The sequence below is a fragment of the Phyllobacterium sp. MT110 genome, assembly GCF_058792715.1.
In genome coordinates this window covers 2,098,363-2,124,678 of the sequence record NZ_JBXAFE010000001.1, presented here as the reverse complement: position 1 = coordinate 2,124,678, position 26,316 = coordinate 2,098,363, and the positions used below count along the sequence as shown (strand labels likewise).

Here is a 26,316-nt window from a genome sequence, read left to right as displayed (position 1 = left end):
TCCGACCCTAATGTCTCCCGGATTGGGACCAAATTATGAAAGACTCTACGTCCGCTTCCGGGCGGCGGGCTTCTTGTCGCCATTGGCTTCGATATAGGCATAGATATAGGCAAATGACGGCAGGGCGCTGTTGGACGGCTCGACAAGACCGGCCACGCTGCCCAGCGAGGCGGCATAATTGTTGCAGTTGTAACCGAACATCGTCCACTTCGGCGGGTTGGCCAGATTGGTGCGTACCTTGCCGAGAAGGCTCTGATACTGCGCTTCCGTCAGTGAAACGCGATAGGCCGCGCCCGTGGCGAAATGGCAGTCGGCATAACTGGGCTTCAGTTCCGCGGGCATGGGAATAAGGGCGCCGCCATAAAGACCCAGCAGGCTGCCTTTGGGAAAGAGGCCGTTATACTGGCGCGTGACGGGATTGCCATTGGCATCGAGCCTGCCGAAAACCACATACATGTGGCCGCTTGGAATGCCGGGCGACAAGCGCTGGCGGAATTCGATATAGGCCGGATCACCGGGCCTGGTCCGGTTGGCGGTCAGCTTCACCGCTGATCCGCTGACGCTGCCATGGGCGGCGCAGGTCAGTTCCGGCATCTCCGCCGCATAGGCCGATGGGGTAACGGACACGCTGGCTGGCGGGGTCGACTGGCAGGCCGAGAGGGAGAGGGCAAAGGCCGGTGCGAGGAACATCTTGAACGAGGTTGATGCGTTTGAAGCGGTGTTCAGCAAGATAATTCTCTTTTCAATCCTGTGATGGCTTTGCCGCGGAAAACGGCACAGCTTTCAATAGACCAATGGCAATACGCGCCATGTTCTGGCGCGATATTGGCGATACTCTTCCCCGAAGGCCTCTTCCATCATCTGTTCCTCCGCCCCAATTCTGGAGAAGAACAGGAAACCGAACCCCGCCAGACCCGATAGACCGGCGATATAATTGGGCAAAAGCAAGGCCTGGGTCAATGCCATGAGCCAGAAGGCCGTGTACATGGGATGCCGCAGGCGTTTGTAGATGCCCGTGGTAATAAGTTTGTGATCCTGCTTCAGTTGCAGGGAGACCGACCACATCTGCCCCAGGGCCTTGTGCGTGAGCCGGAACAGCAGCAGCGCGGCAATGCCGGTCAGAATACCCAGGGCGAAGAGAACGGGGCTTGGCGTATAGGATGCGAATCCCGGCCGGCCGGTGGCGACATAGACAGCCGGAATGATGCCAAGACCGGTCAGCGATATGGCGAGCCGCAGCGTGTCGGCGCCCTTGCGGCGGTCGACGGTCAGTTTCGCGCGGCGCGCGCGCCTGTCGAACGGGCGGCGCAAGAGATACCAGGCGACGATAAGAACGACCCAAAGGGCCTTTCCGGCAACGGCAAGTGACATCATATGGTGGCAGTTTCGGCTATTTTCATGGGGGAGGAGGACTGGGCGGCGCATTCACATGGCAGCCCGCCGCGTGCGGCGACATCGGCAAAGCTTTCCGGCCCGCAGAGTATCGCATGCCAGGAATAGGCCGAGCGCTTTTCGACGCCATAGACAAATTGCCGGTGCACGCGGAAGAAATTCCGCCGAATGGACCTGTAGGTTTCATCGCATAACTGGCTGCGGAAGCGGACCTTGACCAGAACGGGCGATTCCGCGTCCGCGATGTTCAGATCACGGACGGGATTGGATTTGTAGAAATTCATCGGGTCCGTCAGCGATTGCGCGTCGACCCAGATGGCGCGGCTGCGCGCGACGGTTTCAACGCTTGCCCGCAGGGCTTTGGCGGCCGGATGCAATGCCAGTTTGAGCAGGCTTGAACCCACGGTAAGCAGGCCATAGCGCCGGGAATCATTCTGCTGCAGGGCGGCATCGAGAATATGCAGGGCGCAGATCGCCCCCATGCTGTGGGCGGCAACGACAACCTCGGTCGCTGGCGCCGCCTGACTGATCCGGGCTGCGGCATCGCTGATGACCTGGTGCAGTTTTGCCGTGATGTCGGGGCGGCGGTTGCGTGCCATGTCACGCGCGAATGTCCAGTCGTCCATGATCAGCAGGAAGTGCATCTTTTGTGCCGCCACGACCAGCAGAACCAGGGCCGTCGCCAGGCCGACCGCAACGGCAACCGCCGCCTGCTGCGTCAACCCCAGGGCAATGCGACCGGTGCCGTAGGACAGCGCCGCAATGGCACCCATGATGACGAGCGGATAAAGGAAGAAAAGCGCATAGCGCCAGCTCGTCGACAGGAAGCGAAAGAACGTGCCGCTGACAATGAAATCGATCAATGCGGCGATGCCGCTGAGAACGCGAACGGCAGGGTTGCGCGCAGCGTAGAAATGGTTGATGTCACCGAGGCCGTAGAGGACAAAATCAGTTCTGGCGGACCAGTTCGCACCAGCGGTTGCAAGCGTGAACTCTCCCACGCTGACGCCGCCTTCCGCGGACGATACCTTCAACGCGCCATCTTCCTGCAACGACATGTCATAAACAGGCGCTGTCTTGGTTGCCTCCCGCAGGAAGCGCCGATGATGGGCCTCGACCGGCATATGTTCAAAGCCTGGCAAGAGAACGACCAGGCGATTGATAACGGACATCTGCCACCTTTCCAGGTTCCGATTGCGACGGTGTCAGCGCTCTCAACTCAATCGAGCCAAGAAGGAATTTAGATGACCGACGTTAACAGAACGTCGTCAAAGGCAAAGAGTTGCAATGGTTGGTACCATGGCAGCTTTTTGGCGTATTCGCCTTCAACCTGAACCTGTCCAATCGCTGTTATTTAGGGGCCATGCGTATCGCGCCGTCAAGGCGAATCGTTTCACCGTTCAGCATGGGGTTGTCGATGATATGCAGGGCCAGGGCCGCATATTCCTCGGGTTTGCCGAGGCGGGAAGGGAAGGGAATGGAGGCTGCCAGCGAATCCTGGACCTCCTGCGGCATGGCCAAAAGCATGGGCGTACCGAATATGCCGGGTGCAATCGCCATGACCCTGATGCCGAAACGCGCCAGTTCGCGCGCAGCGGGCAATGTCAGGCCGGCGATGCCTGCCTTCGAGGAAGCATAGGCCGCCTGGCCGATCTGGCCATCGAAGGCGGCAACCGAGGCGGTTGAAATGATCACGCCGCGCTCACCCGTATCCAGCGGCTCGAGCTTGGCGGCCGCGTCGCTGACCAGCCGCAGCATATTGAACGAACCGATGAGATTGACCTCGATGACCCGGCGGTACAGGTCCAGATCATGCGGGCCGTCGCGGCCGACAATCCGCCCGGCATTGGCAATGCCCGCGCAGTTTACCAGAATCCGTGCGGTGCCAAGCTTGTTTGCGACATGGGCAACGGCACGCTGGGCATCGTCCGCACTGGACACGTTGCAGGCCACGGCCAGGCCGCCAATGTCATCGGCGACTTTTTGCGCTGCATCAATATTGATGTCGAACAGGGCAACTTTAGCACCTTTCTCTGCCAGCGCGCGCGCTGTCGCGGCACCCAGACCCGATCCGCCACCCGTAACAATCGCTGTTTGGCCCTGAACGTTCACAATGCATCTCCTCACTGATTTTCATGCGTTCTGACACGAGTTTGGGTCCCGATCCAGTCGTTATTTATGATCGGAGCTGGGGGGAAACATGTTCTGGCCGGGATTGTGCAGATATAAAAACGCTGCTTCGCAAAAGTCGCCAGCGTCACATTTAGTGAATTTCGCTATTTTTGTGACTTTGTTAAAAAATTTCCCCAGAATCTTCGTTTCTTCATGAGATGGCAGGTTGACTGCGAATAAATCTGCTTGCATTGCGACATTGCAAAGGCTTCCATGCAATCTCGGTTGCGGGCATGGGGGCCGGCAACACAAAAAACCTCTGAAGGTGGAAAAATGAAGACCTACAAGAAACTCCTTGCGGCGACAGCGCTTGCAATGTTGACGGGTGGGCTGATGGCAGGTGGAGCCTCGGCTAAATCTCTCGTGTACTGCTCTGAAGCTGCTCCCGGCGGTTTCGACCCTGCACTTTATACCGGCGGTGAAACGCTTGATGCGACTGGCCAGGCTGTTTTCAATCCATTGGTTGAATTCACGCCCGGCACATCGACGGTTCGCCCGGCGCTTGCAGAAAGCTGGAAGATCTCGGATGACGGCCTTGAATACACGTTCAAGATCCGCAAGGGCGTCAAGTTCCAGACCACGAGCTATTTCACACCAAGCCGCGAGCTGAATGCCGACGACGTGGTTTTCTCCTTCGAACGTCAGAAGGAAGGCAGCAAGTGGGCCAAGTATGTCGAAGGCGCGACCTACGAATATTTTGAAAGCATGGACTTCCCCAAGCTGATCAAGGAAGTCAAGAAAGTGGACGATCTGACAGTCAAGATCGTGCTGAACAAGCCAAGCGCCCCGATGCTCGCCGGCCTTGCGATGGACTTCTCGTCGATCGTTTCGAAGGAATATGCCGACAAGCTCATGGCTGACGGCACACCGCAGAAATTCAACGAACAGCCGGTCGGTACCGGTCCTTTCCAGTTCGTTGACTATCAGCTCAACACGGCGATCCGCTACGAAGCCAACCCGACCTATTGGAAGGGCAAGGTCAACGTCGACAACCTGATCTTCGCGGTTACACCGGACGCGGCCGTTCGCGTACAGAAGCTGAAGGCCGGCGAATGCAACCTGACGATCTATCCGGATCCGGCCGATGTTGATGGCCTGAAGGCCGACAAGAACCTGACCGTTATCCAGGAAAGCGGCCTGAACGTTGCCTATCTGGGTTACAACACCACCCAGGCACCTTTCGACAAGCCGGAAGTGCGCAAGGCGCTCAACATGGCCATCGACAAGAAGGCAATCGTTGATGCCGTCTACCTCGGCCAGGCCAAGCCGGCGATCAACCCGATCCCGCCGACAATGTGGTCCTACAACAAGTCGATCAAGGATGACGAGTACAATCCTGAAGCGGCAAAGAAGGCCCTGGAAAAGGCTGGCGTGAAGGATCTTTCCATGAAGATCTGGGCGATGCCGGTTGTGCGTCCCTACATGCCGAACGGCCGCCGTACGGCTGAACTGCTGCAGTCCGATTTTGCCAAGGTCGGCGTGAAGGTCGAGATCGTCAGCTATGACTGGCAGGAATACCTGAAGCGCGCTTCCGATCCGAAGCACGATGGTGCGGTCATTCTCGGCTGGACCGGTGACAATGGCGATCCGGACAACTTCCTTGCCGTGCTGCTGTCGTGCCAGGCCGTTGGTCAGGCCAACCGTACCGCATGGTGCAACAAGGAGTTCACTGCACTGATCGACAAGGCTGCTGTGACTGCCGATCAGGCCGAACGCACCAAGCTCTATGAAGAAGCCCAGGTTATCTTCAAGCGCGAAGCTCCATGGGGCACGCTTGCTCACTCGCTCGTAACGACAGCCATGACCAAGAACGTGACCGGCTATGTAGCCAGCCCGTTCGGCGTTCATAACTTCGCTTACGTCGACATCACCGAGTAATTTACTCCTCGCGGTACCGGCTTCGGCCGGTACCGCCTTTTATTGGGTTACCATGTTCCGATACATCGCTTCACGAGTGCTGCTGCTGATTCCGACCTTTATCGGCATCAGCTTTGTGGCTTTTATGTTCATCCGCCTGCTGCCTGGCGATCCTGTCATTGCGCTCGCAGGCGAGCGCGGCATGACGCCGGAGCGTCACCAGATGCTGCTTGAGCAGTTTGGCTTCAACAGGCCGATCTGGGAGCAGTACTTCTCGTTCCTGTGGAATATTTTTCACGGGGATTTTGGTACGTCGATCGCCAGCAAACGCGCGGTCCTTGCGGATTTCCTGACCCTGTTCCCGGCGACACTTGAGCTCAGCATCTGCGCCATGCTGTTTGCTGTCATCATTGGCATTCCCGCTGGCATTTTCGCCGCCGTCAAGCGCGGTTCGATCTTCGACCAGCTGAGCATGGGAATCGCATTGGTTGGTTATTCCATGCCGATTTTCTGGTGGGGCATCCTGCTGATCATCCTCTTCGCCGGTATTCTGCACTGGACGCCGGTGTCGGGCCGCATGGATCTGATCTATTTCTTCAAGCCCACAACCGGCTTCATGCTGATCGACAGTCTCATTTCCGGGCCGAAGGGTGCGTTCAAATCCGCATTCTCGCATCTGATCCTGCCGACCATCGTGCTTGGAACCATCCCGCTCGCGGTCATCGCCCGCCAGACACGTTCCGCCATGCTGGAAGTGCTGGGTGAGGATTATGTGCGCACGGCACGGGCCAAGGGTCTCGCGCCGAAGCGGGTCATCGGCATCCATGCCCTGCGCAATGCCATGATCCCCGTCATCACGACGATCGGCCTGCAGATGGGCCTGCTGATGGCCGGCGCCATCCTCACGGAGACGATCTTCTCCTGGCCAGGCATCGGCAAGTGGATGATCGACGCCATCGCGAAACGCGATTACGTCGTCGTTCAAGGCGGCCTGATGCTGGTCGCGCTGATCGTCATGACCGTCAATTTGATTGTCGATCTGCTCTATGCGGTCGTCAACCCGCGTATCCGCGTAAAGTGAGGAACTGTGACTAACGAAGTTTCCCCTCCCGCACCGCTTGCTGCCGCCCCGAAAGAGGGCCGCATGGGCAGGTTTGCAGAATTCTGGTTCTATTTCAGCGTCAATAAAGGCGCTGTCATAGGGCTTGCCACCCTGATTTTTCTGGTCCTCGTTGCCATTCTCGGACCGTTCATTGCGCCGCATGCGCCCTATGAGCAATATCGCGAAGCACTGCTGACGCCACCGGCGTGGCAGGAGGGCGGCAATACGTCATTCCTCCTGGGAACCGATGCTGTTGGCCGCGATCTGCTGTCCCGGCTGATTTATGGCGCGCGCTTCTCGCTGTTCATCGGTTTGATTGTCGTGGCCATTTCCATGGTCACCGGCGTCATCCTCGGCGTTCTCGCCGGCTATTTCCGCGGCTGGGTCGATGCGCTGATCATGCGCATCATGGATATCATTCTTGCCTTTCCGCCACTGTTGCTGGCGCTGGTGCTCGTTGCCATCCTGGGACCGGGCCTGTTCAATGCAATGATCGCCATTGCGCTGGTTCTGCAGCCGCACTTTGCGCGTCTGACGCGCGCGGCGGTGATGAGCGAAAAGAACCGCGAATATGTGATTGCCGCCAAGCTTGCCGGTGCGGGCCACATACGGTTGATGTTCAAGACGATCCTGCCGAACTGTCTGGCGCCGCTGATCGTGCAGGGCACGCTGTCCTTCTCGAATGCCATTCTTGAGGCGGCGGCTCTGGGCTTCCTCGGCATGGGTGCGCAGCCGCCCACACCGGAATGGGGCACCATGCTGGCAGAGGCACGCGAATTCATCCTGCGCGCCTGGTGGGTGGTCACATTCCCCGGTCTTGCCATCCTGATCACCGTGCTTGCGATCAATCTCGTTGGTGACGGTCTGCGCGATGCCCTCGATCCCAAACTGAAGAGGAGCTGAGATCATGGCGCTGCTTGAAATCAAGAATCTCTCGGTTGGATTCGACACGAGCTCGGGTCAGTTCATGGCCGTGCAGGGGATCGACCTGCATGTCGATGCCCGCGAAGTGCTGGCCATTGTCGGCGAGTCCGGCTCCGGCAAGTCGGTTGCCATGCTTGCTGTCATGGGGCTGCTGCCGAACACGGCTACTGTCACGGCGGACAAGATGGTCTTCAACGGCCACGACATGCTGACGATGACGACCAAACAGCGGCGGCAGATCGTCGGCCGCGATGTGGCGATGATCTTTCAGGAACCCATGGCAAGCCTCAATCCGTGCTTCACGGTTGGCTTCCAGCTGGAAGAAGTTCTGCGTTTCCATATGAAAATGGATGCCAGGACCCGGCGCACGCGGGCGATCGAATTGCTGAAGCAGGTCGGTATTCCGACGCCAGAGGAACGGCTGAACTCGTTCCCGCACCAGATGTCCGGCGGTCAGTGCCAGCGCGTCATGATTGCCATCGCCATCGCCTGCAATCCGAAGCTGCTGATTGCCGACGAACCGACGACGGCGCTCGACGTGACCATCCAGAAGCAGATTCTCGATCTGCTGGTCAGCTTGCAGGCCAAGCATGGCATGGGGCTGATCATGATCACCCATGACATGGGCGTTGTCGCGGAAACGGCCGACCGGGTGATCGTCCAGTACAAGGGCCGCAAGATGGAGGAAGCCGACGTGCTGTCTCTGTTTGAAACACCGAAGAGCCCCTATACGCGCGCCCTCCTTTCCGCCTTGCCGGAAAACGCGACGGGTGACCGTCTGTCCACGGTCGCAGACTTCATGAAGAACGAAGCCGCCAATGCAGGAGCAGCAACATGAGCGAGATCGTTCTTGAAGGGCGCAACATTGTCCGCGATTATCACGTCAGCGGTGGCCTGTTCGGCAAGCCGAAGACGGTGCGCGCGGTCAAGGGTGTCAGCTTCACGCTGGAAAAGGGCAAGACCCTTGCCATCGTCGGGGAAAGCGGCTGCGGAAAGTCGACGCTCGGCCGCATCCTGACGCTGATTGATCCGCAGTCGGAAGGTGAACTACTGATCGATGGCAAGCCCATCAACATTGCCAAGGACAGGGTAACGCCGGAAATGCGCCGCAAGGTGCAGATCATTTTCCAGAATCCCTATGGCTCGCTCAACCCGCGCCAGAAGATCGGCGAAGTTCTGGGTGAACCCCTACTGCTCAACACCAACAAGACGGCGGTGGAGCGGCGGGAACTCGCCATGCAGATGCTGGTGAAAGTCGGCCTGGGTCCGGAGCATTACAACCGCTATCCGCACATGTTCTCCGGCGGCCAGCGTCAGCGTATCGCCATTGCCCGTGCATTGATGCTGAGCCCGAGCCTGCTTGTCCTCGACGAGCCGGTCTCCGCGCTTGACCTTTCGGTGCAGGCGCAGGTGCTCAACCTGCTGGCTGATCTTCAGGACGAATTCAACCTGACCTATGTGTTCATCAGCCATGACCTCTCGGTCGTGCGCTACATCGCCGACGAGGTGATGGTGATGTATTACGGCGAAGTGGTTGAGTACGGCACGCGCGACGAGGTGTTTTCGAACCCGCAGCACAGCTATACCAAGACGCTGTTTGCGGCGACGCCGAAATCCGATGTCGCCAGCATCCGCGCCCGTCTGGAGAAGAAAAAAGCCGCCGCTTGATTTTAGCGCGCGGTTCGTCCGTTAATGACGCATGTGCTGTGCGTGCCGAACCACGCACAGCAGCAATGGCAGGGAGAAATGCTATGAGCGGACGTCAGCCGATTGCAACTGCCCCGAAGGACGGCAGCAAGGTCCAGGTCTTCTGGAAAGACGAGGACGGACAGGAAAACGAATCCCTGGCGCAGTACCGGTCGCTGGACCGCCTGAAGGCGACCGGCGGCCAGTGGGATGAAACCGATGCGGGTTGGTGGATCTTCACCGATTCAAACACGCAGAAGAAAGTCACGCCGCATGCATGGCAACCGGCCGGCAAAAGCGGCGATGACGATGAGGACGGTGACGACAAGTAAGGCGTGCGGGGTAGCCGTCTAATTTCTCTGATGCTTTAGTAGGCCCCGCACGATGTCGTCGGCGGAGATCATGCCGAGAATGGCGCCATTCTCGACAATGCCGACATCGCCGCCGTTTTTCGACACCGCCTGCATGATCTGGCGCACGGGGGTGGCCAGACGTGCTGTTGCGGCGAAGGGACGGTTGGCGGGCCGGCTGCGGTCCAGCGGCACCATGATGTCGCCGGCGGTCAGCACACCCAGCGGATTCATGTTGGCGACGAAGTCGGCGACATAGTCATCGGCCGGGTTGAGCAGGATGTCCTGCGCCGTGCCGCACTGGATGATGCGGCCGCCTTCCATGATGGCGATGCGGTTGCCGATCTTCATCGCTTCGTCGAGATCGTGGCTGACGAAAACGATGGTCTTCTTCAGCCGTTCCTGCAGGCTGAGCAGTTCATCCTGCAGACGGGTGCGAATGAGCGGATCGAGCGCCGAAAACGGCTCGTCCATCAGCAGGATCGGCGCGCCGGTGGCGAAGGCGCGGGCAAGACCGACACGCTGCTGCATGCCGCCGGAAAGCTCGCTGACCTTGCGCTTGGCCCAGTCCTTGAGATTGACCAGCGCCAATTGCTGTTCCACGGCTTCCGCGCGCTCTTCCTTGGATACGCCCGACAGTTCGAGGCCGAAGCCGACATTCTCCTCGACCGTGCGCCAGGGCAACAGGCCGAACTGCTGGAAAACCATGGAGACGAGATGCTTGCGCAGATCGCGTAGCGTATTCTTGTCGGCCTTGCCGACATCGACGGAGCGGCCGCCATGATGCACGATGACGGACCCGCGCGAAATCGGGTTGAGTCGGTTGATGGCGCGCAGAAGCGTGGATTTGCCCGAGCCGGACAGGCCCATGAGCACGAGGATTTCGCCTTCGGCAATGGTGATCGAGCAATTGTGGACGCCGAGCACATGGCCGGTTTCCGCCTGGATGTCCGACCGGCTCTTGCCCTGGTCGGCAAGCGCCAATGCGCCGTCCGTCTTCTTGCCGAAAATGATGCAGACGTTTTCGAGGGTGATCGCGGTCATTCACCAGGCTCCTTGCCGGGACGGAAGATACGGTCAAGCACGATGGCGACGACCACGATGACAAGCCCGGCTTCGAAACCCAGCGCCGTGTTGACCGAGTTGAGCGCGCGGACAACCGGAACGCCGAGTCCGTCCGCACCGACCAGGGCGGCAATGACCACCATGGACAGGGACAGCATGATGGTCTGGGTCAGGCCCGCGAGAATCTGCGGCATGGCGTAGGGCAGCTCGATTTTCCACAGAAGCTGGCGCGACGACGCGCCGAAGGCTTCGCCCGCCTCGACCAGATGCTGCGGGGTGGAGGACACGCCGAGATGCGTCAGGCGGATCGGGGCAGGGAGAACGAAGATCGCCGTTGCGATCAGGCCGGGAACCATACCGATACCGAAGAACACGATGGCCGGGATGAGATAGACGAAGGTCGGCAATGTCTGCATCAGATCGAGGACAGGCCGGATCGCCGCGTAGAACCGGGGGCGATGGGCTGCGATGATGCCGACGGGGACACCGATGCCCATGCACAGGATGCAGGAGGAGAGCACCAGCGTCAGGGTCTCCATGGTTTCCTTCCAGTAGCCCTGATTGAGGATGAACAGGAAGCCGAACAGGGTGAGCAGGGTCACGGCAATCGAGCGGCGGAGTGCATAGGCAACCGCGGAAAAGATGGCGACCATGATCAGCGGGTGCGGGTATTTCAGGACGAACATGAGGCCGTCGATGAACGACTGCATGACGAAGGCGAGCCCATCGAAAAACCCGGCGAAATTGTTCGTGAGCCAGTCGACGACGGCCTTTGCCGTCTTGCCTACCGGAATCTTGTCTTGTGTCAGCCAGTCCAAGCGAAAATTCCTCTGTCGGTTGCAGTATCAGGCGAAAGAATCGCCCGGTGCGTGCACCGGGCGACAATATCGGCAGGCCTTAAAGACCGAGCGACTTCTTGACGGCTGGCAGACCGTCCTTGCCGTCAACCGTCGTCACGCCGGCAAGCCAGGTGTCGAGAATGGCAGGATTGGCCTTCAGCCATTCGGAGGCTGCCTTCGGGCCGTCTTCGCCATCATCGAGAATCTTGCCCATGATCTCATTCTCCATTTTCAGGTCGAACTTGAGATTGGCCAGAAGTTTGCCAACATTCGGGCATTCGGTCGTGTAGCCGGCGCGAACATTGGTATGAACGGTTGCACCGCCGAAGTCGGGGCCGAAGAAGTCATCGCCGCCGGAAAGGTACTGAATCTTGAAGTTGGTGTTCATCGGATGCGGCGCCCAGCCGAGGAAGACGATGGGCCCCTTGGTCTTCGTCTGCTTGGCAACCTGCGCCAGCATTCCCTGCTCGGATGATTCGGCGACCTCGAAGCCCTTCAGGCCGAAGGCGTTCTTGGCGATCATGTCGAGGATTAGGCGGTTGCCGTCATTGCCCGGCTCGATACCATAGATCTTGCCGCCGAGATCGTCCTTGAACGTGATGATATCCTTGAAGTCTTTCAGGCCCTTGTCATAGAGGTACTGCGGCACGGCCAGCGTATATTTTGCGCCGGTAAGGTTCACACCGAGATCTTCAACCGTCTTGTTGTCGAGATAGGGCTTGAGGTCGGCAGCCATGCTGGGTGTCCAGTTGCCGAGGAATACGTCGATGTCCTTCTTGCCAAGGGACGCATAGGTCACGGGAACCGACAGGACTTTCGTATCGGTGGAATAACCCAGTCCCTTGAGCACGGCGCTGGCCGCTGCCGTGGTCGAGGTAATGTCGGTCCAGCCGACATCAGCGAATCGAACGGACTTGCAACTCGCGGGTTCCGCGGCGAAGGCGGTGCCGGCGGTCAGCGTGAGAGCCAGTGAAATGGTCAGTTTGGTCAACATTTTCATCGATTGTTCTCCCTCTCCGGTTTTCTACCGGCTGTTAAGGGCATGAACCAAGCACCAATTTCGCAGGGGTTCAAGCATAGCCGCGCATAAATCCGGTCAATTCGCGACAGTTGTTGATATTCCGGCAAAAGTTGCACCCTCTGCACGGGAGAGGCTTCAAGCCTGGCCTCAACTCTGATTAAACGCCCTTATGGCAAAACTCTATTTCAGCTACTCGACGATGAACGCCGGCAAGTCCACCATGCTGCTGCAGGCGTCCTACAATTATCAGGAACGCGGCATGCGGACGATGATGTTCACGGCTGCGCATTATGCGGAAAACGGCGTCGGCGTCATATCTTCACGCCTCGGTGTGACGGCGGCCGCCGAGCTTTACCGTGACGAGGACAATCTTTTCGACCGCATCGCATCGGCGCATGGCGCGAATGCACTCAGCTGTGTTTTCGTGGATGAGGCGCAGTTCCTCACCCGGGACCAGGTCTGGCAACTGGCACGCGTTGCCGACCGGCTGCATCTGCCCGTGATGTGTTTCGGGCTTCGCACGGACTTTCAGGGCAAGCTCTTTCCCGGTTCGGCCGAATTGCTGGCTATCGCCGATACGCTGCGGGAGATCAGGACCATCTGTCATTGCGGCTCGAAGGCGACCATGGTGGTCCGGCACGATTCGACGGGCAAGGCGATCACTGAAGGAGACCAGGTATCCATCGAAAAATCCGTGTATGTCTCGCTTTGCCGCAAGCATTGGGAAGAAGAAACCGGGCGGATTGTTTCGGACCAATAGAGCTTGTTCCGGCCTAATACAGCCTGTCATTTTTCTATAGGCTTTTTTTCGTTAAATGCCGTGTCTATATTCGAACGGCAGATATATTTATGATTTTATCTTGGGCATCTAGGGGAGACACCAATGGCGAGCTTGCAGAGCTTTGATACCGAGATCGAAAAGACCCGGAATATGGTCAATGAGATGCGGACGAAAATTGACCAGTCCAGCGTCGTTCTCGACAAGTTCGCCAAGGCGGATGCTGCGATCGGAAATCCTGACTTCGATATTGAAAATGCCCGCATCGACGATGTCCTGCGCCAGCAGAAAGTCATGGAAGGCAATATTGCCGACCTGATCATCGGTCTGGAAGACGCGACCAATGTGTTCGGTTCCGAATTTGAAAGCATGAAAAGCTATTCCGGCTGGGAAAAGCTGGTCGGCATTTTCTCCAAGGACAAGATGCAGCGCCTGCGGACGGATCGCGTGCGCAACATGTCGCTGGCCGGCAACCTGCAGGAACTGCTGTCGAAGTCCGACCGGATCGTTGGCATTCTCAAAGAGCAGAAGACCATTCTCGATGCGCGCTACAAGACGTCGGAAGCCAGCCTTTCCAATGTGATCGAGCGCCGCAAGACGGCGGTGGCGACACTTGAAGCCACGCAGAAGCGCATCGAAGAGCTGAACCCGCTGCTGCTCGACATTGAAAACCGGATTGCCGCCTCCACCGATCAGGGCACCCGTGCCACGCTGGAAGGCGACCGCTCGAAACTGGCGACGGAATACAATGAGCGCCAGGCGAAGGAGCAGGAACTCCTGGCGGAAAGCCAGACGCTGGAACGCTATACCTCGATGTTCCAGACATTCGTCGATTCGCTCAACAACCAGATCGCCGCGCAGAGCACGCTGATCAACAAGCTCTCCATCGATACGGAACAGCGCATCGTTCTCTACAAGGCGCTGGAAGATTCCTTGAAGACGGCGGCCCAGCAGGACGTGGCCCACAAGATCAACACCCTTGGCAGCCGGGTCGATACGGCGGCGGAAGAGACCATGGCCGGTGTCGGGGCCGCGGCGCAGAAACACATTGGCGACCTGCTCGAGATGCACGAGAAGAACATGGTCAGCACCCAGGATATCCAGCGCCGCAAGAAGCTCGCGGATGACGCTTTCTCGCGCCGTTTCTCGGAAGTCCTGAAGAAACACAATTCCGCCGACTACGTGCAGAATTAATGGCCGGGAATGCTGATCTGACCGCCGCCGAACGCTATTTCGGTGCGATCCGTGCTGCGCTGGACGGGCTGGATATCTTTCTCAACAACCAGCAGTCGCCGCTCTACAAGCACGATCTGGTTGCGCAGACCGTATCGGAATATCTGCGGCGGCTGGAAGCCTCCTTCGAATGCTGGCGCAACCGGATCGGTTTTACCGACCGGTTCCAGATTTCGCGCGCCGAAAGCGGCTTTCCGGTTTTCCAGAACGTGCTGGAACTGGAAAACGACAAGCGGGACACCAGGGCCCGGCTGGCAGCCATTCCGCCAGCGGCAGCGCTGCGCAATGAAATGGCCGATTTCATCCTGCGGCATCGCGCATTTCCGCGCGATCTGCAAAAATCGATGGCGGAGCGGATTTATCTGGAAACGGTCGAGCAGGGAGAGGTTTTCTCGCCGTTCATCCTGCCGGTGACCATCCGCGTTTCGGTCAATCCGAAGACCATGCGTCCGCTCTACGTGGTGCACTGGGGCGCCTTTGACGGCGCTTCCAACTTGCCGCTGATCTATATGGCGATCATCGAGGATTCGTCGCAGGGCCTCGTGGAAACCCTTGTGGGCAAGGATGGCAAGCTCAATCCCGGCGTGCGGATCCCGCTACCCGTCGGCGGCCTGCTCAATCCGGAGCTGGCACGGCGCTTTGACGATTTCGCCGCCAAGAATTCGGCCTATTCGCTGTCGCCGATCACGATTGCGACAAGCCTCGACACGGATTTTCCGGAACTCCACCCCAAGCAGTTGCGGCGTGTGGTTCTCGGGCCGTTCTACACGACGGGCATTACCGAACATAACCAGAAGGTTGCCGATGTCCTGGAACGCGTGCGCAAGCCGGAAGATGCCTGGCTTCTGACATGGACCATGCAGGAGGTTTTCTCCAAGGCGGAACGGCCGGGCAAGCGCGGGCTCTGGTCTTCGGAGCCGTCGCGCGAGGAGTTCTACATCAATACGGATGATCTGGAGGCGGCCCGGCAAGGCGTCAGCAGCTACGAACAGCATGCGCTGGTGCCGCATGAGGCCTATCAGGCGCTCTATGCCTCGGGCGAGGCAAGTCGCATTTTCAGCGGGTTCAAAACCCATATCCTGTCCAACGGCCAGGTCATCAGCGACATTTAGGGGAGCACGATCATGGATGTCGGTTTGACCACCATCGACGAGAAGGACATCACCAAGCATCTGCCGGTGGCCCAGGCCATGGTCACGCGTTTTGTCGTGCTGGAATCGGGCGATGCGAAATCCGGGACCGAGCTTGCCGGTACCGGGCGGCGGTTCGTCTCGACAGTTTCGACCGGCGGTCTGCGCTCAACGCGTGAAGTGGACCTGATCAGGACGATCCAGGCCGTGCGTCCCGATGACCAGATGCTGTCCATCGCGCAGCACACGCTGTTGTTCCGGGTGCGCCGTGGCGTGGCAGTCGCATTGGCCGTTGCCGATGTTTTTGGCCGCCAGAGCGATCTGGAGAACCTTCTGGCGCGCAATGCCTCGGCGCCCCTGCAGGGGGAGGATGCCAGCCATTTCAAGAAGCTTTTGTCCGCCGCCGCCTATGTCTCGGCTTTTGCGCTTGCTGCCTACCTCTCGCAGCTGATCGAAGCGGATAGCCAGGCCGCCAATGACGTGACGGTTCCGGAATTCAATTTCGATACGGCGCAGGATGCACTGAAATCGATCGTCGGCGGTCTGGACCGGGCCATTGCCGGTGCCGCCGGTGAACAGACCATGCTGGCGCGGGCGAAAGCCTATGCTGCTGCGGCCATTGAAGGCCTGTTGCAGCGCAAGGGCCGTTTTGACGGGCTCGGCAGCTTTGAAGACACGCATATGCGTCTTGATAGCGACGATTTCACGCTTGACGGCTTCGATGTGGCGCCGGGCAAGAAACGCACGCCTTTGGTGATGACCTTCAAAAAGCCTGGTGAAGTCATCGGCAATCACATTGCCAAATATCAGGCGCTGAAGCTGTCAAAAATGCTGATGGCCTATGATTTCGACCAGCAGCTCAACCCGTTCGTTGAACTTGGCGGCTTTCTGTTCACATTCATCGGCGACGGCGCGCCGGGGACGGGGAAGACGACGCTGATCCAGATGATTGCCGGTCTCGTCAACGATTACTGCCAGGTGGCGGGCTATGCCTTCCATTACGAGAATTTCGGCGTCGACCAGATTTCCTCCTATCAGGGAAAATCCGGACAGAACTGCCGGCAATTCGTCAACAACGTGCTCAATCCGCGCGTGATCGGCTTCGGCACCATCGATGATATCGATCAGGTTGCCGCGCGGCGTTCCGATGACCGGGCGTCTGCCGGCCAGCAGGAAATCACCGGCGTGCTGATGGAAGCGTTTGCGGGTGCATCCACCGTGGTGCGCGGCAACTGCGCGTTCGGCATGTTCTCCAACTATCCGGAGAACGTCGACGATGCGCTGCGCCAGCGCGCCGGAGCGCGCTGGCTGGTGGATGGGCCGCAGACCCGCAACGATTACATCGATATCTTTGCGCTGCTCGCCGGCAAGAACCACAGGATTCCGCTCGGCGAACACAAGCTGTTCGAAGACCAGCAGATCGAACGCGCCGTGGATGCCGCCTATGAACAATTGTCGAAGCCGCAGGAAGACGGGCTGAAAGCGGTGTATGAGCGCTTCATTTCCGAGAACGGCGAGCCGGAAACGCTTGCCGATATCGGTACCTATCTGCACATGATCAAGGAGCGCGAGCCGCGTTTCACCGGCCGCGCCATCAAGAATGTGACGGATGCGATCAAGATGCGCGCCATGGACATCGAACTGCCGGATGCATGGTTCGAAAAGCCCGAGACCTTCATGCACAAGCCCTATGATGAGAAAAAGGCGATGGTGGAGGAACTGCGCAAGCCCTTCACCATGGAGATGGTGCTGCAGGAAACCAACCGGTATGCGGATTCGGAATTCCGCTATGCCGACAAGTCGGACGATGCCGCCGTGGAAAAGATCGTCCGCGATGCGCGCCTGCGCGAACGGGCGATCCGGGAAGTGGAATCTCTGAAAGCCAGGGGGCAGTGGGACGCCTGATGGACCTTCTCTACGAAAACGAACTGATCTACGGGCGTCTGCTGACGATCGACCAGCCACATCTGATCGAACGCTACAACCGGGCACTGACGGCTTTTGGATTCAAGGCAACCGAACTTGCGCGGTTCAATATTGACCGGACGGGATTCTCGCCGGAAATCGCCGCTGAGCTGAAGGACCCGTCCTATCTCGATCCCAATGGCGTCAACCGCCGTTTCATCATTCTGACGCCGGATCAGGCGATGCTGCCGGTGGTTCACACGCAGTTCTCCAATACGTCGCAGCTGATGTACGAGTTCTTCAGCAGCAATGCGCGGGCGATCAACGCGCTGACCATCAAGGATGTGATCTTCGGCGAGATCGAGGACAGTGTTTCCATCGTCAACGACATCGAGGATCTGCTGTCGATCAATCAGGTCGAGTTCCGCGTCCTTTCCGCTGAAAACGTCATGGGGCAGGCGGCGGAACTGCGTCTGCTGGTGGACCGGCTGCAGAACGAGCCGAACACCTGGCGCGACGACGATCTCCTCAACCGGATGGTCGAACTTGCCAAGGTCACCGGCGATATCCGCGAGAATTCACTGGTGCCCGACAAGGTGGTGTTCCGCCACAGCGCCTTCTGGACCAGCCATTTCGGCGGCATCTATATCTTTGTCGATGACAATACGACAACGGTCATCGGCGATCCCGCCGCTCCCGGTTTCCGGCGCTCGCGCCCCTGGCAGGTCAATTACATCTCGATCAAGGACGCCGATCAGGTGTTCCAGTTTCTTGCCGCGACGGGGCGCATCGAGTTGCCGCGCGGCTCGTGGATCGAGCAGTCGGGCTATCTGGAAAACCGCGGTGAGATGATCATCCGCCATCTCATCCGGACGCTTGAACCGGAACGCAATCTGAGCGGTATCGATCGTATCTGGCTGCAGACCTGGATTCACGCCAATGCCAGTCTGATCAATCATGACGGGACATGGCCGTTCCTGAACGCCGTGAAACGTGAAATTGCTCAGACAGGGCAGATCAACCTCTCCGAGATCGACCCGGCGCGCCGTTTTCTGGTGGTGCGGGCGCTCCCAAGCCATCCCGATGCGTGGCTGGTCAATCAGCTGATCAGTGATTTTGTCCCGTGGGATTTCCTGTCGCGGTACATCTTCAACAAGCAGGGCTTCTACGCCGATTACGGCCGCTGGAGCCCCGCCTATCAGGAACACGTTGTCGATATACTCAAAACCACCTATTTGAAGGACAAGGAAGGGTTGCGGAAGCGGCTGTATGGGTTGGGGTAGGGAGCGCCAGGACGCTACTGGTCATGAATTGGTTGATGCATTGTCACTTGATCAATAAACATCAGTAGTACGTCTCTATGTAGCCTACATTCTCTCTACGTCCTGCAGGCGCAGCACAAGTGCCTGCTCCAATTACTCTTATTCTTATTTTTGCATTTGCTGCGACAAGCACTGTTGCAAGATAAGCTTTCCCGGAATCTGTACCTACATCGAACTCGAATTGGTTGGTGTATTTATCGCAAACTGGCTTATCCACGTGCGTATCGACAGTGATGACGACGGCAGTATTTACGACAGCGATTCCGTGAACCAACCCCTCTCCCGTGCCAGCGGGTGCCGGAAATGTTGAAGCTGCAAGCGTCGAAACAACCGCACAATTAACGATTATATTCCTCAAATATCTCATTGGTATTCTCCAAAACTTGTAATGAAAAAATGATGGCCTTAAGTTTAAAACAAATATGGGAGAGACAAGGAAGGGCTGCGCAGGCGGTTGTATGGTCTTGAGGTGAACGGTTAATCTACTCCTTGTTGCAAGTGTAATCTGAATAAACAATTAAAAATCTATTACGAACCATAAGGCAGTCTCTCGATCACCCCACACTCTGCAAGTAGAATCTCCAGTAACTGTAATGCGTTTCTTACTATTAGCGGCGATAAGCAATAGGGCGTATTTGTTTTTTCCTTCTTGGGTAGTGCTATCAAAGGCAAAATCCCTGCTGAACGCACCAGACCCGCAGGGAGGGGCATCGTTATGGGTGTCTACAGTGAATATTATGATACCGTTGATAAAAGCATAAACGTTGTGAACCAGCCCTGAACCTGATCCCGCGTGCGCAGAGATGGGTAGTATGGATAGTATTGAAATAGTGATATACCTTAGGGCCCCCATTAATATTCTCCTTTTTATATTATGAACCAATCGAGAAGATCTAATTCAGCAATAGATATATGCTTGGCCCAATGTCGGTATTGGCGTTCAGCTCTTCATAAAAGCGTTGCGCCATTTCGATATCCGTCGCGCTGAGCCTGCCATCGCCGATCCATTTCGGATTGCAGTAATTCATCACAGAAGCCAAATCCCACGCGCCAACCAGCAGGTCTCCATTGGTACCTTGCGCTCCCTGGTCGTGGTCGCACGCGCCTGGTGGGGTATCCGGTCTGTTTTGTTCGTGGGCGAACCCGAGGGCATGTCCGAATTCATGGACGGCGATTTTTCTGATGCAGTCGGCCTTTGTCCTCTGACAACCAGGGCTCCATTGTGTGAACTCGAAATTCAGTTGAATGCCGGGATTTAAGTTTTTCAATCGGGTCCCCAAGCCGTAAGTTGCCGGACCCTCTTCGTTGACAATGATTGTAATTCCACCGTTTGGGACCTCACCCACGCATCGATCCCATCCGATGAAGCGGATCGACGAGGCAGCCTCCCATGTGTCAGCCACCGCTTGTCTTACGATTTCCCGCTGCACTGCATATTGATTAAATGTTTGGGGCTGCATATTCCAGCAAGTCGGTATGGGAGCTATCGGCCATAAAACCACGGTGAGGGGATATCCCTTTTCCTGGTTGGGGCTGCGAGCGCTCGCCAGTGAAAAAGTCCAGCCGCTATCCCCTTTAGCGCCGCTTGCGATCAGCAGGTTGCAGGCAGCGAAGGCTGCGATAAAAAGATGGAAACGAGACATGCGGACTCCATTCGATCTTTCGCAAATGATGCCCATGAAGAGGTCAACCGGATGCGGCCGTCAATATTACTTTGGTAGGGGATCTCTTGCCTCATCCCCTACCAATATGCAGAGGGAATTAGTGCTGGATATTTGAGATCGAAGCCTTGCCTATCAGGAACACGTTGTCGATATACTCAAAACAACCTATTTGAAGGACAAGGAAGGGCTGCGCAGGCGGCTCTACGGTCTCACCTCCTAGCAAGGATGCACAATGCTCGATCCCGTCATCAACTTCTTCAGCCGGATTTTCTATCTGATCGGACGTGGCATCGGCTATGCGGTCGGTATCCTCCTGTGGCCGTTCCTGTGGGCAGGGCGCTGGTACACCCAGCGCGGCTGGATCCTGAAGACAATCGTGGGTGCGATACTCATTCTCTGGGTCGGGCTTTACGGCTATTTTTTCTGGGTCACGCAGGTCTGGACGAATTTCAATCCGGACTACGTCGCAGTCTATAATTTCGACAAGCGTGACGTTGCCGCTGGCGAACCGGTTGCTGCGCAAGCCGTCGGAACGGCGCCCAAGAGCTGCGCCCGTTCGGCCATTGTGGAAGTCACGGCTGACCTCACCGATTTCAACGTGAACCAGAATGCCTGGATTTCCTCGATGCTGCTGTTCAAGCTCGGCTTCTTCGGCATGTCATGGGACGATACGCCTTTCCTCGACAACAAGGCGGCGTTCCAGCGCGGCATCAACTCCGCCGTGCGCCGTACGGCCGTCGAGCTTGTCGACACGCTTGGCCGTATCCGCGGCACATCGCAGATCGACAATGATCTGCAGAAGGCCCGCGGCAATCTGCAGTTCACCGAGGATGCATGGTATTTTGGCCTGAACCCCTTTGGCCCCAAGACCCCGACCCCGAGCTATTACCGTTCGGCGGTCAAAGACCTCAGGACTTTCAATTCGAAGCTTGAAGCCTGCAATGCCGTATTCGATGCACGTGCCGACAACCTCATGCAGTTCGTCGACCGTATTGCCAATGATATCGGCTCCACCTCCGCCATCCTGAAGGATCGCTCGGAGAAGAACAATTATGGCTGGTTCGATACCCGTGCGGATGACCGGTTCTGGTTCGCCTATGGCCAGCTCTACGCCTATTACGGCCTGATGAATGCGGCAAAGGTCGACTTCAAGCAGGTCGTGCAGCAGAAGAACCTGGCCCCCCTATGGGATGGCATGGACGGACAGCTCCGTTCGGCGCTCAACATAACACCATGGATCATCGCCAATGGCAGCGAGGGCGGATGGTTGTTGCCCAACCATCTGACAACCATGGGTTTTTATATCTTGCGCGTGCGTTCCAACCTGATCGATATCAAGCAGGTGCTGCAGCAATAAGTGGACTTGGGCGGGTAAAATGCTATATTTGGCCTTGGAGTGAGGGCGAGCTTTCGCCCACCCTCTTTCCTGGTTACATGAAACGGATCCGGATGGTCACTTGCCAGCGATTCCGGATCCTTTTCATTTCCAGGGTGATGCTGAAGGGTTTAAACCACATCGTATCACCTCCAAGTTTGAGAGCATGGCTGATGCCGCAGCCGGAGTAGCCCATCTCCTCCGATACACCGCTGGCCCGGTGCTGTTGCTTTTGCCCTCAACAAATCCATTGATGACGAAGTGCGACCGGTTCGGCAACGAACGGGGAGTTGCGTCGCGATAGGTAACCGGTTGCAGGTCGATCAAACCGGCAGGTATGTGGTTTCCTTGAATTTTTTGGCAGCGAGGGCGGATGGTTGTTGCCCAACCATCTGACAACCATGGGTTTTTATATTCTGCGCATGCGCTCCAACCTGATCGATATCAAGCAGGTGCTGCAGCAATAAGTGGACTTGGGCGGGTAAAATGCTATATTTGGCCTTGGAGTGAGGGCGAGCTTTCGCCCACCCTCTTTCCTGGCTACTTGAAAAGAACCCGGATAGTGACTTGCCAGCCAGTCCGGGTTTTTTTCATTTCCAGGGTGATGCTGAAGGGCTTAAGCCACATCGTATCACCTCCAAGTTTGAGAGCATGGCTGATGCCGCAGCCGGAGCAGCCCATCTCCTCCGATACACCGCTGGCCCGGTGCCGGTGCTTTTGCCCTCAACACATCCATTGATGATGAAATGCGACCGGTTCGGCAACGAACGGGGAGTTGTGTCGCAATAGGTATCAGGTTGCAGGTCGATCAAACCGGCAGGTGCGTGGTTTCCTTGACTTCCTCCATGACGGCATAGGTATGCGTCTCGCGCACACCCGGCAGCGACAGCAGGGCATCGGAGAGAAAGCGGCGGTAGTGCTCCATGTCCGCGACACGCGCCTTGATCAGGTAGTCGAAACCGCCGGCGACCATGTGGCATTCCATCACGTCGGGGTTGCGCCGTGTCGCAGCCGCAAAGGTGGCAAAAACATCCGGGGTGGTGCGGTCCAGCTTGATTTCCACGAAGACCAGCATTGCGCGGTCGAGCTTTTTCGGCGACAGTCTGGCGGTGTAGCCAAGGATATAGCCGTCTCTTGTCAGGCGCTTGACCCGTTCCGTGGTCGCCGTTTGCGAGAGGCTGATACGCTCGGATAACTCGGTGTTGGAGAGCCGCCCGTCCTTCTGCAGCTCGCGCAAGATGCGCCGGTCAAGGCTGTCCAGGTTTTTCATCTCTAAAATACCCCATATTTTTAGTTTTTTGCGCTGCTTTGTGAGCGTTCATTGGTGAGAAGAACCAAGTGGAATAGATTATATGGGAAAAATCAATAAGGGGAAGCCTGATGACCAGACCATTGCCGTCTTCAAACGATTTTACTGCGCCATATGCTGTCGATGATCAGCAACTGGTGGCATCTTTGCTGAAAACCATCGCCCTGCCGGAAGACGTCAACCGCCGTATCGATGCACGTGCCAGCAAATACATCGCCACGATTCGCAAGGAAGCGAGTGGCATCGGGGGTGTCGAGGATTTCCTGCGCGAGTACGGCTTGTCCACCCGTGAAGGGCTGGCGCTGATGGTTCTCGCCGAAGCCCTGCTGCGCGTGCCGGACGCGGCAACGCAGGACAAGCTGATCGAGGACAAGCTGAAGCAGGGCAAGTGGTCGGAGCACGAGCCGAGCGGCGATACGTGGTTTGTATCGGCATCGGCCTGGGCGCTCGGCCTTTCCGCCAAGGTGATCAAGCCGGGCGAGACGCCGGAAGGGGTGATTTCCTCGCTCGTCAAACGTATCGGCCTTCCCACGGTCCGCACCGCCACCAAGCAGGCCATGCGTTATCTCGGCCACCATTTCGTTCTCGGCGAAACCATCAAGGATGCGCTGAAGCGCGCTGCCTCGAATGAAGCCAAGGGTTATCGCCATTCCTTCGATATGCTGGGTGAGGGTGCCCGCACGCGCAAGGACGCGCGCGGCTATTTCAAATCCTATTCCGATGCCATCGACGCGATCGGCCGGGCCACGGGCAACAAGAAGCTGCCGGATCGCATGGGCATTTCCGTCAAGCTCTCCGCCCTGCATCCGCGTTATCTCGCCACGCATCATGATCAGGTCATGGCCGAACTGGTGCCGGACCTCTTGGCATTGGCGCAGAAGGCCAAATCCTACGATCTCAATTTCACCGTCGATGCCGAAGAAGCCGACCGGCTCGAGCTGTCGCTGGATGTGATCGACCGCGTCTTTGCCGATCCGTCGCTGGATGGATGGGATGGATTCGGCCTCGCCATTCAGGCCTATCAGAAGCGTGCGCTTGAGGTGATCGACCACATCGACAGGCTCGCAGCACGGCATAACCGCAAGATGATGGTGCGGCTGGTCAAGGGGGCCTATTGGGATACGGAAGTGAAGCGGACCCAGGAGCGCGGTCTGCCCGATTACCCGGTGTTCACCCGCAAGCCTGCAACCGATGCGTCCTACATGGCCTGCGCCAAGCGCATGCTTGACGCCCGGCCACGCATATTCCCGCAGTTTGCCACCCACAATGCGCTGACGGTCGCCATGATCCTGGAAATGGCTGGCGGCGACAAGACCGGTTTTGAGTTCCAGCGGCTGCATGGCATGGGAGAAAGCCTCTACAAGCAGATCACGGAAAAGGACGAGAAAATCGCTTGCCGCATCTATGCACCCGTTGGCGGCTACCGCGACCTCCTGGCCTACCTGGTTCGCCGCCTGCTCGAAAACGGCGCCAACTCGTCTTTCGTGTCGGTGGTCGGTGACAGCAATGTACCGATAGCGGACCTGCTGGTACGCCCGGCGGAAAAGCTCAATGACGGCAAAGGCTATCGTCACCCGCATATCCCGCTGCCTGCCAAAATCTATGGCAAGCGCATCAATTCGGCCGGCGTGGAACTGGGTGACCGCAAGGAACTGGCTGCCCTTTTGGGCGGCATCGCCAAGGCATCCCGCACGGTCAACGCTGTTCCGCTGATCGACGGCGTGAAAGCTGCGGGCAAGGCCCAGAATGTGATTTCGCCGGTCAATGGCGCGACCGTCGGAACGGTTGTGTTTGCGACGGCGGACGAAGCGGCAAAGGCGGTCGGCATTGCTAAAAGGGCTTTCGTCTCGTGGTCGCGTGTTCCGGTGGAAACCCGCGCCAAGGCCCTGGAAAAGGCGGGTGACCTTCTGGAGAACAATCGTGATCCGCTGATGGACCTTCTCTCCCGTGAAGCGGGCAAGACGCTCGATGATGGCATTGCCGAAATTCGCGAGGCGGTGGATTTCTGCCGCTACTACGCTGCCGAGGCGCGCCGTCAGTTTGCAACCGACAAGGCCATGCCCGGCCCGACAGGCGAAGACAACAAGCTGCGTCATCGCGGTCGCGGTGCCTTCGTCTGCATCAGCCCGTGGAATTTCCCGCTGGCGATTTTCCTGGGTCAGGTCACCGCGGCCCTTGCTGCGGGGAACACCGTGGTGGCGAAGCCAGCGGAACAGACGCCGCTGATTGCCTATGAAGCCATCCGGCTTCTGCACGAAGCGGGCGTGCCGAAAGATGCCGTGCTTTATGTCCCGGGTGACGGCTCGGTCGGTGCGGCGTTGACATCCCACGCGGATATTGCCGGCGTTGCCTTTACCGGCTCGACCGATACGGCCTGGGCCATCAACCGCACGCTGGCGGCGAAGAAAGGCCCGATTGTTCCGCTGATCGCCGAAACCGGCGGCCTCAACGGGATGATCGTCGATGCCACCGCCTTGTCGGAACAGGTTGCCGACGATGTTGTCATGTCCGCCTTCCGTTCTGCTGGCCAGCGCTGTTCTGCGTTGCGAATCCTCTACCTGCAGGAAGATATCGCCGACAACATGCTCGAGATGATCGAAGGCGCGGCACGTGAGTTGACGCTTGGCGATCCGTCGCTGGCCTCCACCGATATCGGCCCGATCATCGATCAGACGCAGCGCGACATGCTCGCAGCCCACATTGCCGCGATGCGCAAGAGTCAGAAGGTTCGCTATGCTGGTACTGCACCGGACGAGGGCCTGTTCTTTGCGCCGCATATCGTTGAACTCAATCATGCGGAAGCGTTGGAGAAGGAGGTGTTCGGGCCGGTTCTGCACGTGGTGCGCTGGAAAGCCAAGGATCTGGACAAGGTGCTCGACCAGATCGCCTCGACCGGTTACGGCCTGACCTTCGGTCTGCACACGCGCATTGAGGCGACGGTCGCCAAAGTCATCGACCGGCTCGACATCGGCAATGTCTATGTCAACCGCAACACGATCGGCGCGGTTGTCGGGACACAGCCCTTCGGCGGTTCGGGTCTTTCCGGCACCGGTCCCAAGGCGGGCGGTCCGTCGTACCTGACGCGTTTCGCGCTGGAACAGGTGGTGTCGGTCAACACGGCCGCGGCCGGGGGCAATGCCAGCCTGATCGCCATGGGCGAATAAGCGGGAAAACCGCCGAAAAGAGATGTGC

Annotated in this window: 23 protein-coding genes and 1 pseudogene; 14 read left to right on the top strand and 10 right to left on the bottom strand. The window is 58.0% G+C overall.

The genetic code is table 11. The features are described from left to right. Positions 1-45 precede the first annotated feature (45 nt). From AC1Q5O_RS10710 to AC1Q5O_RS10695, 4 genes are all read right to left on the bottom strand, one after another. Complete coding sequence (locus AC1Q5O_RS10710; protein ID WP_492562847.1) at positions 46-729, bottom strand: hypothetical protein; 684 nt, start codon at positions 727-729, stop codon at positions 46-48. Between the two features lie 54 nt (positions 730-783). Next, entirely contained in the window at positions 784-1,374 is a 591-nt protein-coding gene (locus AC1Q5O_RS10705) for a protein-S-isoprenylcysteine O-methyltransferase (RefSeq protein WP_492562845.1), read from the bottom strand. Then, on the bottom strand, positions 1,371-2,564 hold the full coding sequence (locus AC1Q5O_RS10700; RefSeq protein ID WP_492562843.1) for a hypothetical protein: 1,194 nt from the start codon (positions 2,562-2,564) through the stop codon (positions 1,371-1,373). The genes AC1Q5O_RS10705 and AC1Q5O_RS10700 overlap by 4 nt, the downstream gene beginning before the upstream one ends. 178 nt (positions 2,565-2,742) lie before the next feature. Next, positions 2,743-3,504 carry a 3-hydroxyacyl-CoA dehydrogenase gene (locus AC1Q5O_RS10695; RefSeq protein ID WP_492562841.1) on the bottom strand — a complete coding sequence of 254 codons (762 nt, stop codon included), beginning with the start codon at positions 3,502-3,504 and terminating at the stop codon, positions 2,743-2,745. A gap of 333 nt (positions 3,505-3,837) precedes the next feature. Here AC1Q5O_RS10695 and AC1Q5O_RS10690 point away from each other — a divergent pair, with 333 nt between their 5' ends. The 6 genes from AC1Q5O_RS10690 (at position 3,838) to AC1Q5O_RS10665 (ending at position 9,465) form a co-directional block, all read left to right on the top strand. After that, entirely contained in the window at positions 3,838-5,442 is a 1,605-nt protein-coding gene (locus AC1Q5O_RS10690; protein ID WP_492562839.1) for an ABC transporter substrate-binding protein, read from the top strand. 52 nt (positions 5,443-5,494) lie between these two features. Beyond that, positions 5,495-6,502: an ABC transporter permease subunit gene (locus AC1Q5O_RS10685; RefSeq protein ID WP_492562837.1), complete on the top strand. Its 1,008-nt coding sequence runs from the start codon at positions 5,495-5,497 to the stop codon at positions 6,500-6,502. A 63-nt stretch (positions 6,503-6,565) separates the two neighbouring features. Then, a complete protein-coding gene (locus tag AC1Q5O_RS10680) occupies positions 6,566-7,426 on the top strand; it encodes an ABC transporter permease subunit (RefSeq protein WP_492562835.1) in 861 nt (286 codons plus the stop codon). Between the two features lie 4 nt (positions 7,427-7,430). After that, positions 7,431-8,285: an ABC transporter ATP-binding protein gene (locus AC1Q5O_RS10675; RefSeq protein ID WP_288192664.1), complete on the top strand. Its 855-nt coding sequence runs from the start codon at positions 7,431-7,433 to the stop codon at positions 8,283-8,285. Beyond that, entirely contained in the window at positions 8,282-9,115 is an 834-nt protein-coding gene (locus AC1Q5O_RS10670) for an ABC transporter ATP-binding protein (protein ID WP_492562834.1), read from the top strand. Before AC1Q5O_RS10675 ends, AC1Q5O_RS10670 begins: the two co-directional genes overlap by 4 nt. 83 nt (positions 9,116-9,198) lie before the next feature. Further along, positions 9,199-9,465: a hypothetical protein gene (locus AC1Q5O_RS10665; RefSeq protein ID WP_288192665.1), complete on the top strand. Its 267-nt coding sequence runs from the start codon at positions 9,199-9,201 to the stop codon at positions 9,463-9,465. Between the two features lie 18 nt (positions 9,466-9,483). Here AC1Q5O_RS10665 and choV read toward each other — a convergent pair whose 3' ends face one another. From choV to AC1Q5O_RS10650, 3 genes are all read right to left on the bottom strand, one after another. Then, positions 9,484-10,527, bottom strand: a complete 1,044-nt coding sequence (gene choV, locus AC1Q5O_RS10660) for a choline ABC transporter ATP-binding protein (RefSeq protein WP_492562831.1) — start codon at positions 10,525-10,527, stop codon at positions 9,484-9,486. After that, complete coding sequence (gene choW / locus AC1Q5O_RS10655; RefSeq protein WP_105731991.1) at positions 10,524-11,366, bottom strand: choline ABC transporter permease subunit; 843 nt, start codon at positions 11,364-11,366, stop codon at positions 10,524-10,526. The genes choV and choW overlap by 4 nt, the downstream gene beginning before the upstream one ends. Before the next feature lie 79 nt (positions 11,367-11,445). Beyond that, positions 11,446-12,387: a choline ABC transporter substrate-binding protein gene (locus tag AC1Q5O_RS10650; protein ID WP_346307481.1), complete on the bottom strand. Its 942-nt coding sequence runs from the start codon at positions 12,385-12,387 to the stop codon at positions 11,446-11,448. 190 nt (positions 12,388-12,577) lie between these two features. On the opposite strand from AC1Q5O_RS10650, the gene AC1Q5O_RS10645 reads away from it, so the two are divergent. From AC1Q5O_RS10645 to AC1Q5O_RS10625, 5 genes are all read left to right on the top strand, one after another. Next, positions 12,578-13,168, top strand: a complete 591-nt coding sequence (locus AC1Q5O_RS10645) for a thymidine kinase (RefSeq protein ID WP_223612543.1) — start codon at positions 12,578-12,580, stop codon at positions 13,166-13,168. Positions 13,169-13,291: 123 nt separating this feature from the next. Further along, a complete protein-coding gene (locus AC1Q5O_RS10640) occupies positions 13,292-14,380 on the top strand; it encodes a hypothetical protein (RefSeq protein ID WP_492562829.1) in 1,089 nt (362 codons plus the stop codon). Beyond that, on the top strand, positions 14,380-15,531 hold the full coding sequence (locus tag AC1Q5O_RS10635; RefSeq protein ID WP_288192669.1) for a hypothetical protein: 1,152 nt from the start codon (positions 14,380-14,382) through the stop codon (positions 15,529-15,531). Before AC1Q5O_RS10640 ends, AC1Q5O_RS10635 begins: the two co-directional genes overlap by 1 nt. A gap of 12 nt (positions 15,532-15,543) precedes the next feature. Further along, positions 15,544-17,454 carry an AAA family ATPase gene (locus AC1Q5O_RS10630; RefSeq protein ID WP_492562826.1) on the top strand — a complete coding sequence of 637 codons (1,911 nt, stop codon included), beginning with the start codon at positions 15,544-15,546 and terminating at the stop codon, positions 17,452-17,454. Further along, a complete protein-coding gene (locus AC1Q5O_RS10625) occupies positions 17,454-18,737 on the top strand; it encodes a DUF6638 family protein (protein ID WP_492562824.1) in 1,284 nt (427 codons plus the stop codon). The genes AC1Q5O_RS10630 and AC1Q5O_RS10625 overlap by 1 nt, the downstream gene beginning before the upstream one ends. 61 nt (positions 18,738-18,798) lie before the next feature. On the opposite strand, the gene AC1Q5O_RS10620 is transcribed toward AC1Q5O_RS10625, so the two are convergent. Together AC1Q5O_RS10620 and AC1Q5O_RS10615 are read right to left on the bottom strand one after the other, a co-directional pair. Beyond that, positions 18,799-19,293: a hypothetical protein gene (locus AC1Q5O_RS10620; RefSeq protein ID WP_492562823.1), complete on the bottom strand. Its 495-nt coding sequence runs from the start codon at positions 19,291-19,293 to the stop codon at positions 18,799-18,801. Between the two features lie 376 nt (positions 19,294-19,669). Next, complete coding sequence (locus AC1Q5O_RS10615) at positions 19,670-20,419, bottom strand: M12 family metallopeptidase (RefSeq protein ID WP_492562822.1); 750 nt, start codon at positions 20,417-20,419, stop codon at positions 19,670-19,672. Positions 20,420-20,672: 253 nt separating this feature from the next. Here AC1Q5O_RS10615 and AC1Q5O_RS10610 point away from each other — a divergent pair, with 253 nt between their 5' ends. Both AC1Q5O_RS10610 and AC1Q5O_RS10605 read left to right on the top strand, forming a co-directional pair. Continuing rightward, positions 20,673-21,797, top strand: coding sequence for a DUF2333 family protein (locus tag AC1Q5O_RS10610; protein ID WP_492562820.1), 1,125 nt, complete (start codon positions 20,673-20,675; stop codon positions 21,795-21,797). Between the two features lie 398 nt (positions 21,798-22,195). Next, positions 22,196-22,282, top strand: a pseudogene (locus AC1Q5O_RS10605) (DUF2333 family protein); the annotation flags it as partial. A gap of 341 nt (positions 22,283-22,623) precedes the next feature. Here the strand turns inward: AC1Q5O_RS10605 and AC1Q5O_RS10600 are convergent. Beyond that, positions 22,624-23,085 (bottom strand): Lrp/AsnC ligand binding domain-containing protein, encoded by a 462-nt coding sequence (locus AC1Q5O_RS10600; protein WP_105731999.1) that lies wholly within the window; start codon positions 23,083-23,085, stop codon positions 22,624-22,626. 110 nt (positions 23,086-23,195) lie between these two features. On the opposite strand from AC1Q5O_RS10600, the gene putA reads away from it, so the two are divergent. Further along, a complete protein-coding gene (gene putA / locus AC1Q5O_RS10595) occupies positions 23,196-26,288 on the top strand; it encodes a bifunctional proline dehydrogenase/L-glutamate gamma-semialdehyde dehydrogenase PutA (protein WP_492562817.1) in 3,093 nt (1,030 codons plus the stop codon). The last annotated feature ends 28 nt before the right edge of the window (positions 26,289-26,316 follow it).